Genomic DNA, 16,329 nt, shown 5'->3' with positions numbered 1-16,329 from the left:
CTTGCCGATGAACCCGGAGAACGGCGGGATACCGCCGAGGTTGAGCGCCGGGATCAGGAAGAGTCCTGCGAGCAGGGGGCTGGCGATCAGACCGCCGAGTCGGCGCAACGACGCAGAGCCCGCCTGTCGCTCGATCAGGCCGACGACCAGGAACAGCGTCGTCTGCACGAGAATGTGGTGCGCGACGTAGTAGATCGCCGCGGACAGTCCGAGTCGCGACGACAGCGCGATGCCGAAGATCATGTAGCCGATGTGCGACACGAGCGTGAACGACAACAGTCGCTTGATATCGGACTGCGCGATCGCACCGAAGATGCCGATCAGCATCGTCAGCAGGCCCGCGACCATGAGGATCGAGTCCATCGATCCGCCGGGGAACAGCAGCGTGTGTGTGCGCATGATCGCGTACACACCGACCTTGGTCAGCAAGCCTGCGAACACCGCGGTGACCGGCGCGGGGGCCGTGGGATACGAGTCGGGCAACCACGACGACAGTGGGAACACCGCGGCCTTGATACCGAATGCGACGAGGAGCACCGCGTAGAGCGCGTTGCGGGTGCCGTCGGCCACGGTATCGAGTCGCAGTGCCATCTCGGCGAGGTTGAGTGTGCCGGTCGTCGCGTACGCGAATGCGATGCCTGAGAGGAAGACCAGGGACGAGAGCATCGAGACCATCACGTACGACGCCCCCGCACGCACGCGCTCGCCGCTGGCGCCCAGTGTGAGCAGTACGAAGCTCGCCGACAGCAGGATCTCGAACGAGACGAACAGGTTGAACAGGTCGCCTGCGAGGAAGGAGTTGCAGACGCCTGCGCACAGGATCAGGTAGGTCGGCAGGAAGATCGACACCGGCTGCTGCGACGTTCCGTCGCGGATGCCCTGCCCGATCGCGTAGCTCACCACGCACAGCAGCACGACCGTCGAGACGACCAGCATCAACGCGGCGAGCGGATCGACGACCAACGTGATCCCGAGCGGACCGTTCGGGTACCCCTTCGAGCCCCACCCGCCGATGTGGAGGGAGAAAGTCCCGTGTTCGTCGGTGAGGTAGAGCATCATGCCCGACGCGACGAGCGCGGTACCGATCGCGACGAGAGCGACGGCGCGCTGCAGGATCGGGCTGCGACCGGCGAGCAGTGTGATCGCGGCACCGAGCAGCGGTACGAGGGTCGGCAGCGTGATGAGAACCGGAATCCACGAGGGCTGGGGGATCATCGATCGTCTCCCGGCTGCGGTGGATCACGCGGGTCGGCCGTTCCGGGATAGGGCTTGTCCGGATCCTGCAGGTCGTTGCCGAGCGGCCACGTCATGTCGACCACGTCGAGGCCGGCCTCGGCGAGTTCGTCCTCTTCGCGCGAGACCTCGTCGACGACGTCGTCGTCTTCTGGCATGAGGTCGGTTTCGATCTTGGACCGGTGCAGTGCGGCGTACTCCTCGGGTGTCAGCGGGTTGCCTTCGTCGTCGAACAGGTCGCCGAGTGGTGTGTCGGCGCCGGTCTCGGGGTTGTCACTGCGGTCGCGGTCAGGTGCTGTCTGCAGGCTGGTGTTGAGCACCTTGAGGTCCTCGACGTCGTCTTCGACGTCGTCGTCGTCTCGGTTGAGGACGAACAGCCGGTAGACCATCGCGAGGATGAACGCGGCCACACCCATCGTGATGACGATCGCCGTGAGGACCATCGCCTGCGCGAGAGGGTCGGCGTCGTGCGTGCGGTGATCCGACGTCCTGCCGAGGATCGGCGGATTACCCGGAGGACCCGCGAGGGTGATGATCAGCAGGTTGATGCCGTTTCCGACGAGCAGCAGACCCAGCAGCATGCGGATCAGGCTGCGTTCCATCAGGAGATACGAGCCGCAGGCGGCGAGGACTGCGACGATGACCAGGAGTCCGAGGTTGACGCTCATCGGCTGACCTCCCCGGGTACGCGCATGACGGTGCCCGCCGGGACCGAGGTCTCGACGTCGAGGCGTGCGCCGAGGCTCCGCAGGATGTCGAGCACCAGGCCGACCACGATCAGGTAGATGCCGAGGTCGAAGAACAGTGCGGTGACGATCTTGACGTCGCCGAGCAGCGGCACCGTGACCTTGAGAACCGCAGACGAGAGCGCGGGCGCACCGAGCAGCATCGAGGTCGCCGCGGTGCCCGCGGAGATCAACAGTCCCGCACCGAGGAACTTGCCGGGTTCGATGGGCAGCGCCTCGCCGAGTTCGTAGCGGCCGCCCGCCAGATAGCGCAACACCAGGGCAAGACCCATCGTGAGGCCACCGGCGAACCCGCCGCCGGGAGCGTTGTGGCCGGCGAAGAAGAAGTAGACCGAGAGCACGACCATCGTCGGGAAGATCAGACGGGTTGTCGCCTCCAAGACCATCGACCGGTGGCGCGGGTCGCGGAACTCGCTGCCGCGCAGCCACGTCGTGCGGTCTGGTGGGATCGGGTCGTCGTCTTCGTCGTTCTGGCCGTTCGGGCCACCGTTGGGACCATTCGCGAGCATGCGTGCGGCGTCGGACACACGCGGCGCGGCACCGAATCTGCGGTTGCGGAACACCATCGACGCGACGCCGGTCGCCGCGACGATGAGCACGCTGATCTCGCCCATCGTGTCCCACGCGCGGATGTCGACGAGCAGTACGTTGACCGCATTGGCGCCGTGTCCCCACTTGTATGCGGCCTCGGGGATGTCGACCGAGACCGGCTGTGAATTGCGCGCGGCAGCGGCGAAGAGTCCGATGACCACGAGGCTCACACCGACCGCCGCGCCGATGAGCGCGCGAACCGCCTTGAACCTCGTCGCGTGGCGCGGTTCGGGTTCTGCGGGCAGCTTGCGCAGGACCAGCACGAAGATGACCAGGGTGAGCGTCTCGACGAGGAACTGGGTGAGCGCGAGGTCGGGGGCGCCGTAGAGCGCGAACAGCACGCCGCAGCCGTAGCCCGTGACACCGACGATCAGCGTCGCCGCGAGTCGGTTACGCAGCAGGACCGCTGCGAGCGCGGCCGCGGCCATGATCCCTCCGATCACCACCTCGATCGACGAGTCGAAACCGCGTGGCGAGAGTCGATCACGTGAACCGAGGAACAGCACCGTGATGGGCAGGATGATCGCGGTGCACATGATCACGCCCTGGGTGATGGGCAGTGAACCGCGCTGGGTGTTGCGAGTAAGCGTCAGCGAGAGTGTGTCGGCCGCGCGCAGCGTCGCGTCGTAGATGCGGTCGGCGTTGAGTAGCGGGCGGTAGCGGAACAGCATGTCGCGAAGGCGTCTGATCAGTAGGAACAGTGCTGCGCCGCCGACGATGACGATGATCGAGAAGACCACCGGTAAGCCGAAGCCGTGCCACATGCCCAGGTGTTCGATCTCGTGGCCGTACGACGGCAGGCTCTCGGCGTAGGGCTCGAAGGCCTCGCCGATCAGCGGACTCAGGAAAGCGGTGGCGACGCCGAGTACAGCCAGGATCGCCGGTGGCGTCTGGAACGCGACCGACGGCGGATGCAGCTGTGCGACGACACGGCTCGGAAGCCTGCGCACCTTGCGGCCGAACGCGCCCCATAGGAAGCGGGTCGTGTACGCCATCGTGATGATCGATCCCGCCAGCAGCACGTAGTCGACCGTCTCCGCCTGCCAGTGCTGCAGCGAGCCGGTGTCCCAGATCGACGCGAACGCGGTCTCTTTGCCGACGAACCCCATGGTGAATGGCAGTCCGGCCATGCTCGCGCCCGCGATGGCGGCGATGACGGCGAGGACGGGTAGACGGTGTCCGAGGCGGGCCAGCTTGCGGATGTCGCGGGTACCCGTCGAGTGGTCGATGATGCCGACGACCATGAACAGCGCGGCTTTGAACATTGCGTGTGCCACCAGCATCGCCAGCGCGGCCATCGCGACGTTCGCATCGCCCATGCCGAACAGCACGGCGAGGAAGCCGAGCTGCGAGACCGTGCCGAACGCGAGGATGAGCTTGAGATCGAGTTCGCGCAGCGAACGCCAGCCACCGAGCACCATCGTGAAACAGCCGAGCCCGATCGTCATGACCTGCCAACTGGTGAGGCCCGAGAAGCCGGGTGCCAGCCGTCCGATCAGGTAGATGCCCGCCTTCACCATCGCTGCGGCGTGCAGGTATGCGCTGACCGGTGTCGGCGCTGCCATCGCACCGGGCAGCCAGAAGTGGAACGGGACGATCGCGGACTTGCTGACGGCGCCGATCAGCACCAGCACGATCGCGACGTCGACAAAGATGCCGCTCGACGGCGGGTGCGTAACGAGGTCGGAGAGCAGATACGACCCGGTGCGTTCGCCGAGCATGATGATGCCGACGAGCATCGCTAGTCCGCCGAGAGTGGTCACGAGCAGTGCCTGCGTCGCGGATCTACGCGAGGTGGCGCGGACGTGGTAGAAGCCGACGAGCATGAACGACAACACCGTGGTGAGCTCCCAGAAAATATAGAGCATCAGCATGTTGTCGCTGGCGACCAGACCGAACATCGCCGCGGCGAACGCGATCATCTCGCCACCGAAGATGGCGACCCGTGGGCGAGCGTCGTCGAAGTAATTGGCGCAGTAACAGAGCACGAGTGCCCCGACACCGAGGATCAGCACCGACATGATGGCCGTGAGCGTGTCGAAACGCATCACGAAATCCATCTGCAGCGTCGGGGCCCAGGTGACCGTCTCGACGCGAGGGGCGTCGTGCGCATGCGGCCAATTGAGGAAAACCCAGATCAGTCCGCCGAGCGGAGCCAACGCGAGTACGTAGAAACCCCTGGTGCCGAGCGCATGAACGATGGCGGGTGCGATGAGCGCACACACGGCCAACGCGGCCAACACCGAGATCAAAGGGCACTCCGTCTTTCGTCGTCTGGCGGGGTGTCACGGAGCAACTGCCCGCTCGTCTATCTTACCGTTGCAGTCATGTCGCGCTTAGTCAGGTTCACCGTCGTTCTGCTGACGTGCGCGCTTGCGCTGGTCATCGGTGCTTGTGCGTCCGAGGAGGAGAGCGGTCTCAAGGGAGTGGCACTACCGTCTGATTTTCCCTCCGATCAGGTACCCCTCATCGACGGAACGGTGTTGAGCGCGTCGGGCGCAGCGGGCAAGGGCTGGTCGGTGACGGTCCAGGCGCCCGCGAGCGATTCGAACGTCCTCGACACCGCAGTCAAGAAGCTGACCGACGCGGGTTACACCGAGTCGCAACGAACGTCGCAGAACGGCCAGTCCGTCGTGGTGCTGACAGCGGATAAGAGTGGCACAACGTATTGGGTGAGCGCGGGCGTCACCCCCGCCGCCGCGTCTGGCGGGTCGTCGGTGTTCTACACGATCACGACGACCTGAGGTTCACAGCCGATTGCCAGAGAGCGGGCAGTGGGCCGCCAGGGATGCCGCGCACCGTGGACGGCACTGTTGATGCGTCGCGGACGCGCCGAACGTCGGCGCTGGCCGACGATGCACCCGAACGCAGGGAGTACCCCCAACGATGTCCGCACCCACCACAGGAGAACACCCGACGAACCCCGAGTTCCCAACGAGTCCCGGGAGTCCGACCGCCGAGCAGCCGACGTCCGCGCAACCCACCAGCGTGCAGTCGGCCTGGCGGGCAGAGTCACCAGCGGTGGCTGATTCCGCACAATCGCGAGCCGACCAGGTGCCGCCGAAGATCAAGAACGCGATCATCGCGGGCGGGATCGGACTTGCCGTCGGGTTCGGACTGCTCGGTTTCGGCGCCGGGTACGTCGTCGGCCACGACAACTCGTCGAGCCAGAACCAGATGCGCGGCCCCGGAGTGAACGGCGGCCAGATGCCTGGAATGAACGGCGGCGGCATGCCGGGAATGAACGGTGGCGGGATGAACGGCCCCGGGATGAATGGCGGGAGTACGAATGGCGGGGGAACAGGTCAGAACGGTCAGTTCCCCTTTGGCCAACAGGGGCAGACGCCCAACGGCCAGCTGCCGAGCGGCCAGGTTCCCAATGGCCAGGTTCCCGGTGGCCAGGTTCCCGATGGCCAGGCGCCAAACGGACAGGCCGGGCAGACTTCGTAATGTGATCGTATGATTCGATGCCCTACGTTCGGACGAATCATCGAATCTTCTCTAGCTCAACGTGATGCGATTGCGTAGCGTCGTCGATGCTCGGGGTTTCTGGTCGTCACGTCGCACTGTGATGATGTATTGGCCTGGCCCGCAACATCATTCAACGTTCGCGAGGGGAAGTCATGAAGCGCAAGATCATTGCCGGTGTGCTTGCAGCTGGAGCCGCAGCCACAGTTGCCGCCGGGCCGGTATCTGCGGCGCCGGCGCCAGATCCGTTGTCGGAGCTCATCGGTACGCTGTTGGCCGGATCATCGGACCCGAACCCGGGCGCCCCGGTGAAGCCGTCGCCCAACGGTGTGGCGAGCATGTCTGTGAAGGTCTACAGCTGGTTCGGGCGAGACCTCGGACCCGCCTTGTACGACACGGGATTTGCGCCAGGAGTCGTCTGGTCTGCGCGCGATCGCTCGAATGCCGAGGTGAAGGGGAAGAATTGTCAGATCGAGGTGCAATATCCCGGTACCGGCTACGCCACGTACAAGACGGCAGAGTGTCAGGGCGATGTGGGATCGAACACGAAGCTCTACCGCACACCGGGGCACTACTCGATCGTGGTGGTCGACCGCGTCTCCGGAGCGTCGAAGACATCTTCCTTCACCATTGAGTGACGGGTCCGTAACACGCTGTGCGAGAGGACCTTGCATAACGGAACAGGTCTGTCACTCGAGCCGTCGCTCGGCGTAGGCGCGCAGGTTCTCGACCTGTGCGGCGTCGAGCGACGGCTTGACACGCGTGCGGGCGTCGACGACGTCGTCGGCGGTGACGGTCGCGGCGTCGATGTCGCGGCGCATGGCAGCCAGCGCCGCTTCACGCAGGAGTGCGGCGCAGTCGGCGGCCGAATAGCCCTCGAGGTCGGCGGCGAGGGCGTCGAGGTCGATGCCGTCGGCAAGCGGCACCTTTCGGCCCGAGGTTCGCAGGATGTCGGCGCGCGCCTGCGTGTCCGGCGGCGGCACGAACACGAGTCGCTCCAACCGCCCTGGGCGGAGGAGCGCCGGGTCGATGAGGTCGGGCCGGTTGGTCGCGCCGAGGACCACGACGTCCTGCAGCGGTTCGACGCCGTCGAGTTCGGTCAACAGCGCGGCAACCACGCGGTCGCCGACGCCTGAGTCCGTCGACTGGCCGCGGCGCGGCGCGAGGGCGTCGACCTCATCGAGAAAGATCAGCGAGGGTGCCGACTCGCGTGCGGCGTCGAACAGGTCGCGGACCGCCTTCTCCGACGATCCGACCCACTTGTCCATGAGCTCGGCGCCCTTGACCATGTGCACCGAGAGCATGCCCGACGCCGCGAGCGCGCGTACGACGAACGTCTTGCCGCACCCGGGTGGCCCGTAGAGAAGCACACCGCGCGGCGGATCGACGCCGAGTCGCGTGAACGTGTCGGGGTGCTGCAGCGGCCAGAGCACGGTCTCGGTGAGCGCCTGCTTGGTCTCGGTCATGTCGCCGACGTCGTCGAGGGTGATGGACCCGACAGCCACCTCGGGTGTGCGCAGACGTGAAACGGGTCGGATGACGTCGAGTGCTCCGACGAGATCGTCATCGGTCAGCGCGGGCGTCGCATCGGTGGCGCTTGCCCTCGCAGCCGCACGCAATGCGGCCTCGCGGGCGAGTGCCGCCAGATCGCCTGCGACGAAACCTGGTGTGCGCGCGGCGATCTGGTCCAGGTTCAGTGCGCCGTCGGTGGGGACTCCGGTGAGGATCACCCCGAGTATTCGCGCGCGCCGCGCGGCGTCGGGCAGTCCGATGACGAGTTCGCGGTCGCACAGGTCGGGAGCGCGCAGACGTTCGTCGAGGCCCGCGGGTTCGGCAGTGGTGACGATCAACGCGATGTGGTCGTCGGAGGTCGACGTCGCGTCGGTGGGACTGATCGCCGCGCGCAATTCGTCGAGGATCAGCGTCGAGACCGGCTCGGACTTGGCGGGCAGCAGGGCGTCGACGTCGGTGATGAGCAGTACCCCCGAGTCGGAGCGTCGGAGATCGGCGACCGCGTCGCTGACCGTGCGGAGGCGGGCCGACGCCTCGAGTGATCCGATGGTCGGTCCGTCAATCGTGGTCAATGTCCTTGCGGCACAGACGGATCGCACGAGCGTCGCCTTGCCCGACCCTGCCGGACCGGAGATCAGCACGCCGAGTCGGGGAGTGGCCCCGAGTGCGCGCAGCACGCCTGGCTCGTCGAGCGTGATGCTCAGCCACTCGGTGAGCTTCGCGACCTGCGCGTCGACGCCGACCAACTCCGACGCCGGCCGCGCCACGTGCCCGGGCGAGGCGACGCCCGGCGGCGTGGTGAGCCAGCCGCGCCCGACCCCGCCGACGGCACCCGATGCGGCGCCGAGGGCGCCACGATTCTCTCCGCGAGCGCCACGATCGTCGCCGACACCTCCGCGATTCGTATCGACGGCGCGTGCGTCACTGCCGACGGCGCCGGGCGTGGTGTCGACGCCGCTCGTCGCCCAGAGAACGGCGGTCGACGGCTGCACGCTGACCGGCGACCCGGGATCGGTTGCGGTGACCGTCACCAGCTCGTTGGTCCACGTGATCCCGACCGACAGGGTCAGCGCGCGGGTCGCGGCGCTCGCGGTCAGTTCTGGGCCGAGGTCGCGTGGAAGAAGCGACACCGCATCCCCGACCGACAGCACTTTTCCGAGGAGCGCGCGACGCAGCGTCGCCTCGTCGACGCCTCGACTCGCGACAGCCGAACCGGTCACGACGACCCGCGCCGCGCCGGACACGGCAACCCCGGCGAGCACGACCGACGCGTTCTCCTTGATGCCCGCGTTGGAGAACGTGATGTCGTCGAGCAGCAACGTTCCGGTCGGCGTTCCCGACGGTGCTGCCGCGACGACGGCCGCGGTGACCCGTGCACCGGTGATCGACACTGCGTCCCACTCACGCAGTCCGAGCGCCGTCAGCGCTTCGGGATGCGCCCGGACGATCCCGCGTCGGGAATCGGCCGCCGACGTGTTGAGCCGCGCGGTCAGCGTGAGCTGCGCGTTCACCGGGCGTCACCGCCGGCTGGAGTATCAGAAACAGGGACGTCGGCAGCAGGGGCGTCGGTGGCGGAGGTGTCGGAAACACTCTGGGCGGTCGTGGGTTCCGAGCCCGGGATGTGCAGGCCGAGTCGCGCGGTCGATTTGCGTGGCGGCAGCACGCGGCGCGGCTGGCCACGCGCGATTGCGCGACGCTCGGCCCGGCGCTCGGCGGGCGGGGCCTCCCAGTGTTCCGGCCGCGCCTGCACCCAGCGCCGACTGCGCCACGCGAACGGAATGTGCACGGCGTAGGCCGCCACCAGGATGATCATCAGCACGTACGGGTATGTGAGCAGCAGCGCTGCGCCTATCGCGACCAGGATCAACAGGCCCGCCAGCTTGCGCGGCTGTACCGACGACGTCTTGAGCGATGCCGTCGGAACCCGACTGACCGCGAGTAGCGCCACCACGACCAACCACAATCCGACGACCAGTGGAGAGGTCCACCATCCGTCGCCGAACTGCTGTGCCAGTCCGATCGGCAGCAGGACCACCAGGGCAGCAGCGGGTGCGGGGACGCCGACGAAGAAGTCGCGGGTGTAGCCGGGGGCGTCGGTGTCGTCGAGCAGGGTGTTGAATCGCGCGAGCCGCAGCACGATCGCGCAGCAGTAGATCAGCGCGAATCCCCAGCCGAGGTCGTATCCCTGCAGCAGATACAGATACATGATCAGCGCAGGCACGACACCGAAGTTGATGGCGTCGGCGAGTGAGTCGATCTCGGCGCCGATCTTGGTGGTCGCTCCCATCAGCCGCGCCACGCGGCCGTCGATGCCGTCGAGCAGCGCCGCGGCCACAACGAGTGCCATCGCCAGGTTGACGTTGTCGTCGATGACAGCGCGCACCGCCGTCAGCCCCGCGCAGATGGCGAGAATCGTCAGCGCCGACGGTACGAACATCCGCCCCGCGGCCGCCTGTCGCCGCAGTCTGCTCTGCTCGTCGTTCGACGTCGTGCGCCGAGGAACACGACGACGCGTCGACCTCATCGACGGATTGCGGTAGTGCAGCGGGGTGCGGTCTACGCCCGCACGATTGTTGGTCGGCATGTCACCCGCCGTCGCCGACGCGGGTGGTTTCCGGGGTGTTCAGTGTCGCGAGTGCGGTCTCGGCGCCGACGGTGCGCTGCCCGACCAACACGCGTTGCTTCGTGCCCGGCGGCAGGTAGACGTCGACGCGTGAGCCGAACCGGATGAGTCCGTACGTGTCGCCGATGGAGAGGTGATCGCCGACCTTCGCGGTGCAGACGATTCGACGTGCCAACAGACCGGCGATCTGCACGACGACGATGTCGGAGTCGCGGGGTGTCGGGTCTGGATCGGCTGCGCCGCCAAGATCGTGTGCGCCGTCGGGATTGTCTGCGCCGTCGGGATTGTCTGCGTCGTCGGGGCGGACGACCATCGTCGTGCGCTCGTTTGCCGAACTCGCTTCCGGGAGATCGGCGGACACGAACGAGCCGGGCGTATGCGTTACCGACAACACCCGACCGCTGATCGGAACGCGCTGCACGTGGACGTCGAAGATCGACAGGAATGTCGAGACGCGGGGTCGGGGTTGGTCGCCGAGGCCCGATTCCGGCGGCGGGGCGGCGTCGTCGACGAGGCTGACGATTCCGTCGGCCGGAGCCACCACGACGCCAGGCTCGGTCGGCGGAACCCGTGAGGGGTGCCGGAAGAAGGCTGCGCAGGCTCCTGCCGCGGCGGTTGCGGGCACCGCAACCCACCGATGTCGTCGACCTAACACCGCCACCGCCGATGCCGCAGCGACGAACGGCAGTCCCGCCGGATGGATCGGGGGAAGGGTCTCGCGTGCGAGTGCGACGAGGTGCGTCGGAGTCAGGCCGGAGCGGATCAGACCGTCGGATTCGGTTGCCGGATGTTGTGCTGATGCGTCCGGTCGCGGGCGCCTGGCCACCTGATCATCCTCCCGAGTCGATCGCGCCGGAATTGCCCGTCGCGTCCGTACAGCTTAGCGATGCCAGACATCCGCGGCTGCGGGGTCCGGGGGTCGCAGACGTCACAGAACGACGACGTCGACGTCCGAACCCGCAGGCAGTGCGGTGATCTCGGGCGGGATGTCGATCAACGCGTTCGAACCCGCGAGAAAACGCAGATGATGCGACCCGGGAGGACCGATCGGCTCGACGACCGGTCGCCCGTCGGCATCTGGCCGCGCTGTGTCGACGACGCCGCGCATGAACTGCCTCTTGCCCTCGGGCGATCGAATGTCGCTGCCGAGCGTGGCTGTGACGTGCGGACGGTCGGGTGGCAGTCCCATCGCCGCGCGTAGGGGTGGGCGGATGAACACCTCGAACGACACGAGTGAACTGACCGGGTTTCCCGGCAACGTGATGATCGGGACCCGACGACCGGCCGGGTCGAGGTGATGACCGCAGCCCTGCGGCATTCCGGGCTGCATCGCCACCTTCGCGAACTCGACCTGACCCCCATGCTCCGAAGATCGACCGTCGAGTGCGTCCTTGACCACTTCGTAGGCCCCGGCGCTCACGCCGCCGGAGGTGATGATCAGATCGGCGTCGGCCGACGCCTCGTCGAGGCGCTCGAGGAAGTCCGCGACGTCGTCGGGGACGAAGTGGATGTGCCGTGCCAGCGCGCCGGCCTCGGTGAGTGCTGCTGTGAGCATGGCGCCGTTGGATTCGTAGATTTGCCCGTGCTGCAACGGTTTTCCCGGCTCGACGAGCTCGGAGCCGGTCGACAGCACCACCACGCGAAGGCGTCGGGCAACCGCGACGTCGGCGAGGCCGAGCGCCGAGAGCAGTCCGATCTGTGCCGCCCCGAGCACCGTGCCCGCGGGTAGCGCGACCTCGCCGCGCGCGATGTCGGAGCCCGCGCGCCGAATGTGCTTTCCCACCTCGACGCCCGAGCTGAACCCGACCGTCGAGTCGGGCACGTGATCGACCGAGAAGTCACCGTCGGTGAGCTCCACCGGCACAACGGCATCGGCGCCGTCGGGCAGCGGTGCACCGGTCATGATCCGCGCGGTCGTGCCCGGTGCGAGTGTCACCCGGCCTGTGCGGCCGGCGGGAATGTCGTCGACGACGGGGAGCTGAATCGGCTCTGCAGCACTGGCAGCGGCGATGTCGGTTGCACGCACCGCGTATCCGTCCATCGCGGAATTGTCGAAGGCAGGCATCGCGAATGCCGCGACGGAGTCGTCGACAGTGGCCATACCCAGCGCATCGGCAACCGCGACGCGAACGGTTTCCGGAGGTCCGAACAGCTCGCTGACGATCTTCTGATGCTCGGCGACGGAACGCATTGGCCCAGCATGCCATGTGAATCGGGCCCGTCCTGCGCTCGCGCCCGACGGGCACTAGATTCGATGCATGACGCTGGGGCTGCTGCTCGACATCGACGGGGTGATGGTCACCTCGTGGCATGCGCTGCCCGGCGCCGTCGAAGCGATCGAAGAACTTTCCGAGCGCGGCTACCCGCGAATGTTCCTGACCAACACCACATCACGGTCGCGATCACAGATTGCGGAGGCGCTCGGAAACTGCGGATTCGAGGTCGAGCCCGAGGAGATCCTCACCGCCGCCAAACTCACCGCAGAATTCCTGGCCCGCAACTATCCCGGCAAGCTCGCCTGGGTTCTCAACGAGGGGCCGATCGCCGAGGACATGACCGGCGTGCCACTCACCGACGACCCGAACGAAGCTCAGGTCGTCGTGCTCGGCGGCGCCGGACCCGTGTTCACACACACTGCGCTGTCGACGGTGCTGGAGAAGATGCTCGCTGGAACCCCGGTCGTCGCGATGCACCGTTCGATGATCTGGTCGACGGCGCGCGGGCTCTCGATTGACACAGGCGTCTACCTCGAGGGCCTCGAGAAGGCCTCGGGACGAAAGATCCGCGCGATCGGCAAGCCGTCGCCGCTGGGCTTCCGCGCCGCCGTCGAACTCATGAATCTCGAGCCGACCCAGGTGGTGATGGTCGGCGACGACATGCACAACGACATCCTCGGCGCCCAGGCCGCCGCACTCATGGGCGTGCTGGTGCGCACCGGCAAGTTCCGCGAGGACGCCCTGCGCGCCCTGCAGCGCGACGAGTTCGGGCCGGTGCCCGACCACGTCATCGACTCCCTCGCCGACCTCCCCGCCCTGATCGAGAAGCTCGACGGCACCTGAACCGACTGTGCGCTCAGGCGGCCCGGGCGGTGCTCGACTCCGCGGCGCGCTTGATCTTGCCGAGGGTCTCGGCCATCCCGACCTTGAGCTCCTCCTCGAACGAGTCGGAGCCGCCGAAGACGAGGTCGACGAGCGTCGACGACACCTTGGTGGTCTTGCCGCCCGCGGCTTCGCGACGTTCCGTCACCGTCACGCCGCCCGACTGGTTCGGCTCGATGGTGTAGCTCCACACCGTGTGGTTCTCCGCGACGCGGAACCCGATCTCCTGGTTGGGTGCGAACCGCACGACCTTCGACGTCGTCGGCCAGACGAGCGGCCCGCGGCGGTTGATGTTGACGGTGCGGGTGCCCAGCTTCACCGGCCCGCCGATGATGAACATCTTGGCGCACTGCGGACTCCACTCACCCATGCGGGCGAGGTCGGAGATCACCGACCAGACCTGCGTGGGTGTGGCGTCGATGTCGATGGACTCTTCGATCAGTGAGGCGGTCATGGTTCCCCCGGGTTGTGCGTCGCGAACGGTCGATGACCGACGGTGTCACCGGTCACAGCTCGCATCACCCTAGAACGCCTATTGTCGGACAGTCAATAACACTCAGACGATCAGTACGGTCCCGATCATCGCCGCGACACCGACGAAGACCGCCGCAGAGATCCAGCCGGCGGGATGCGCGTCGTTCTCGAGCAGAATGGTCCCGAGCTTGCCGGGCGTGAGCCAATCGATGAGCACGAATGACCACATCATCACCGCGATGGTCAGCACCGCGTAGGCGAGCGTGTAGAGCAGCGCCTTCCACAACACGAGGGTCACCGTGTCGACCACCGAGGCGACCAGCACGAACGCGATTCCGACGACCATCGACGTCGTCAGGATCATCGCGTTGCGGTTGTTGTCCACCCAGACGAGCTGCCGAAGTCGGCCCGGAGTCACGAGGTCGAGGGCACCGAACCCGACGACCATGAGCGCAACCCCCAGGAGGCTGAACGACGCACCCCAGGCCAGATTGGTGCCGAACACTGCGTCCACCTGTGATCTCCCCTCGTCGCCGACCCTGTGGTCGGTGCGTGGTCGCCGGTGCACGCGGGCGCGACACCCACGAAAACCCTAACCCGCGACGACCCCCGCGAGCCCGAGGTTCTCACGCAGTGTCCGACCCGGATACTCGGTCCGGTACACGCCGAGGTCTTGAAGTTCGGGAATCACGTCGTCGACGAAGCGGTCGAGGCCGCCGGGAGTGACGTGCGGAACGAGGATGAAACCGTCACTCGCGTCGGCCTGCACGAACCGGTTGATCTCTCCTGCGACGGTGCGCGCCGATCCGACGAACGCCTGACGCCCGGTCACCTCGATGATCAGCTCACGCGTCGTGAGCTTCTTCGACTCGGCCAACGCGCGCCAGCGAGCTGCGACGTCGCGCGGGTCCTCGTGGATGCGCACACTGGCCCGACCCTTCGCGACGGTGTTCTCACCGGGCAGCGGGTCGATGCTCGGTAGCGGGCCGTCGGGATCGTGGTCCTGTAGGTCGCGGTTCCAGAGTTGCTCGAGGAACTTGATCGCGGTCTGCCCACTGACCTGCGCGAGTCGGATCTCGTGCGCGAGTTCGGCCGCGTCGGCATCGGTATCTCCGACGACGAACGTCGCTGCGGGCAGGATCAGTAGATCGTCCGGGGTGCGCCCGTGTGCGGCGAGACGTCCCTTGACGTCGGCGTAGAACGCTCTGCCGTCGTCGAGCGTCGAGTGTCGCGAGAAGATCGCGTCGGCGCGTGCGGCTGCGAACTCCCGACCCTCATTCGAATCGCCCGCCTGGAAGATCACCGGCCGTCCCTGCGGGCTGCGCGGCACCCCGAACGTGCCGCTGATGTCGAACTGCGAGTCGAGGTGCGCGAACTGTCCGGCGTGGGGCCTGCGTAGGAACTCGCCAGACGACCGATCGGCGACGACGTCGTCGCTTTCCCACGAATCCCACAGTTTTACAGCGGTTTCGAGAAACTGCCGTGCCCGCACGTAGCGCTGATCCGCGGGAAGGTATCCGCCGCGTCGGAAGTTCTCGCCGGTGAACGCATCCCACGACGTCACGACGTTCCAGGCGGCGCGGCCGTCGGAGAGGTGGTCGAGCGACGCGAATTGCCTTGCCACCTCGACGGGTTCGTTGAACGTCGAGTTGATCGTCCCGGCGAGTCCGAGATGCTCGGTGACTGCCGCGAGTGCGGCGAGAATCGTGAAGGTGTCGGGTCGTCCGACGACGTCGAGGTCGTAGATCTTGCCGTTCTGCTCGCGCAGCCGGAGTCCCTCGGCGAGGAAGAGGAAGTCGAACAATCCGCGCTCTGCGGTCTGTGCGAAGCGTGTGAACGACGAGAACTCGATGTGACTCCCGGCGGCGGGATCACTCCAGACCGTCGTGTTGTTGACGCCGGGAAAGTGCGCCGCAAGGTGTACCTGTTTGGTCATCGGACACCGCCTGACACGGTCGTGCGTGAGTATCGATTGATGGGATGGCGCAGACCCAAGGTCTCTCGAAGGGTGTGTGCTCCTGAGGGTTTGGCCTCCGGGCCGACGATCAGACCGCGTCGACGCAGCTCGGGTGCGAGGTCGTCGGCGATCAGGCGAAGGTCGTGTCCGAACGCGGCCGGATGTAGCCGGACGCCCTGTGCCGCACCTGCGCGCTCTTCGACGAGGTCGGCCAATCCTGCTGCGGTACCGACGAATTCCCGTGTGCCGTCATCGAAGTGAGTGCCGAGCCAGTCGTCGTACTGCGCTCGACGACCAGCCGCCGATGCCTGTGTGTCATCGAGGTAGACGATCAGATCGTCGTAGAGTCGCAGGTCGTCTCGGCGACTGCTGTCCGACGCTGCGAGCACCGTGTCGAGAGTCGCGCGGTCATCCGGACTGGTGAAGAACCCGATATCGGCGCTGCCGCCGAGCAATTCGAGCGACACCTGGTCGCCCGCCGAGACCGTCGTCGCGATGAGCGGCTGCCCCTGCGGTGGTCGTGGCGTGATCGACGGCCCACGCACGGAGAAGAACTCACCCTCGAAGTCGATGTAATGCAACCGATCCCGGTCGATGAAGCGACCGGTCGCGACGTCGCGGATCTCG

Annotated in this window: 14 protein-coding genes and 1 pseudogene; 4 read left to right on the top strand and 11 right to left on the bottom strand. The window is 66.9% G+C overall.

Annotated features, from left to right (window positions below; translation table 11 throughout):
* The 3 genes from B3T59_RS04105 to B3T59_RS04095 form a co-directional block, all read right to left on the bottom strand.
* Positions 1-1,215, bottom strand: a 1,215-nt coding sequence (locus B3T59_RS04105) for a Na+/H+ antiporter subunit D (protein ID WP_287001557.1), incomplete at its 3' end; no start/stop codon positions are given.
* Positions 1,212-1,901, bottom strand: a complete 690-nt coding sequence (locus B3T59_RS04100; protein WP_005206688.1) for a Na(+)/H(+) antiporter subunit C — start codon at positions 1,899-1,901, stop codon at positions 1,212-1,214. The genes B3T59_RS04105 and B3T59_RS04100, both read right to left, overlap by 4 nt.
* Entirely contained in the window at positions 1,898-4,822 is a 2,925-nt protein-coding gene (locus B3T59_RS04095; RefSeq protein WP_287001556.1) for a Na+/H+ antiporter subunit A, read from the bottom strand. The genes B3T59_RS04100 and B3T59_RS04095 overlap by 4 nt, the downstream gene beginning before the upstream one ends.
* 75 nt (positions 4,823-4,897) lie before the next feature.
* On the opposite strand from B3T59_RS04095, the gene B3T59_RS04090 reads away from it, so the two are divergent.
* The 3 genes from B3T59_RS04090 (at position 4,898) to B3T59_RS04080 (ending at position 6,676) form a co-directional block, all read left to right on the top strand.
* On the top strand, positions 4,898-5,314 hold the full coding sequence (locus B3T59_RS04090) for a hypothetical protein (protein ID WP_005206686.1): 417 nt from the start codon (positions 4,898-4,900) through the stop codon (positions 5,312-5,314).
* A gap of 142 nt (positions 5,315-5,456) precedes the next feature.
* Positions 5,457-6,020: a hypothetical protein gene (locus tag B3T59_RS04085; RefSeq protein ID WP_005206685.1), complete on the top strand. Its 564-nt coding sequence runs from the start codon at positions 5,457-5,459 to the stop codon at positions 6,018-6,020.
* A 173-nt stretch (positions 6,021-6,193) separates the two neighbouring features.
* Entirely contained in the window at positions 6,194-6,676 is a 483-nt protein-coding gene (locus B3T59_RS04080) for a hypothetical protein (protein WP_251722175.1), read from the top strand.
* Between the two features lie 51 nt (positions 6,677-6,727).
* Here B3T59_RS04080 and B3T59_RS04075 read toward each other — a convergent pair whose 3' ends face one another.
* From B3T59_RS04075 to glp, 4 genes are all read right to left on the bottom strand, one after another.
* Positions 6,728-9,061: an AAA family ATPase gene (locus B3T59_RS04075; RefSeq protein WP_005206683.1), complete on the bottom strand. Its 2,334-nt coding sequence runs from the start codon at positions 9,059-9,061 to the stop codon at positions 6,728-6,730.
* Positions 9,058-10,134 (bottom strand): CDP-alcohol phosphatidyltransferase family protein, encoded by a 1,077-nt coding sequence (locus B3T59_RS04070; RefSeq protein WP_051993888.1) that lies wholly within the window; start codon positions 10,132-10,134, stop codon positions 9,058-9,060. The genes B3T59_RS04075 and B3T59_RS04070 overlap by 4 nt, the downstream gene beginning before the upstream one ends.
* A gap of 1 nt (position 10,135) precedes the next feature.
* Positions 10,136-10,999, bottom strand: a complete 864-nt coding sequence (locus B3T59_RS04065; protein ID WP_372495497.1) for a phosphatidylserine decarboxylase — start codon at positions 10,997-10,999, stop codon at positions 10,136-10,138.
* A gap of 102 nt (positions 11,000-11,101) precedes the next feature.
* On the bottom strand, positions 11,102-12,364 hold the full coding sequence (glp, locus tag B3T59_RS04060; RefSeq protein ID WP_287001555.1) for a gephyrin-like molybdotransferase Glp: 1,263 nt from the start codon (positions 12,362-12,364) through the stop codon (positions 11,102-11,104).
* A gap of 67 nt (positions 12,365-12,431) precedes the next feature.
* On the opposite strand from glp, the gene B3T59_RS04055 reads away from it, so the two are divergent.
* Positions 12,432-13,232, top strand: a complete 801-nt coding sequence (locus tag B3T59_RS04055) for an HAD-IIA family hydrolase (RefSeq protein ID WP_251722179.1) — start codon at positions 12,432-12,434, stop codon at positions 13,230-13,232.
* Positions 13,233-13,245: 13 nt separating this feature from the next.
* Here B3T59_RS04055 and B3T59_RS04050 read toward each other — a convergent pair whose 3' ends face one another.
* The 4 genes and pseudogenes from B3T59_RS04050 to B3T59_RS04035 form a co-directional block, all read right to left on the bottom strand.
* Positions 13,246-13,725 carry an SRPBCC family protein gene (locus B3T59_RS04050; RefSeq protein ID WP_287001554.1) on the bottom strand — a complete coding sequence of 160 codons (480 nt, stop codon included), beginning with the start codon at positions 13,723-13,725 and terminating at the stop codon, positions 13,246-13,248.
* Positions 13,726-13,827: 102 nt separating this feature from the next.
* Entirely contained in the window at positions 13,828-14,259 is a 432-nt protein-coding gene (locus B3T59_RS04045; protein ID WP_005206677.1) for a DUF350 domain-containing protein, read from the bottom strand.
* Positions 14,260-14,337: 78 nt separating this feature from the next.
* Positions 14,338-15,681 (bottom strand): NtaA/DmoA family FMN-dependent monooxygenase, encoded by a 1,344-nt coding sequence (locus tag B3T59_RS04040; RefSeq protein ID WP_287001553.1) that lies wholly within the window; start codon positions 15,679-15,681, stop codon positions 14,338-14,340.
* Positions 15,678-16,329: pseudogene (locus B3T59_RS04035) on the bottom strand (LLM class flavin-dependent oxidoreductase); the annotation flags it as partial. The gene B3T59_RS04040 and the pseudogene B3T59_RS04035, both read right to left, overlap by 4 nt.

Source organism: Gordonia sp. UBA7860 (assembly GCF_002500165.1).
Lineage (GTDB): Bacteria > Actinomycetota > Actinomycetes > Mycobacteriales > Mycobacteriaceae > Gordonia > Gordonia sputi.
The sequence above is the reverse complement of the archived record's forward strand: the minus strand, read 5'-3'. Positions and strand labels throughout refer to the sequence as shown.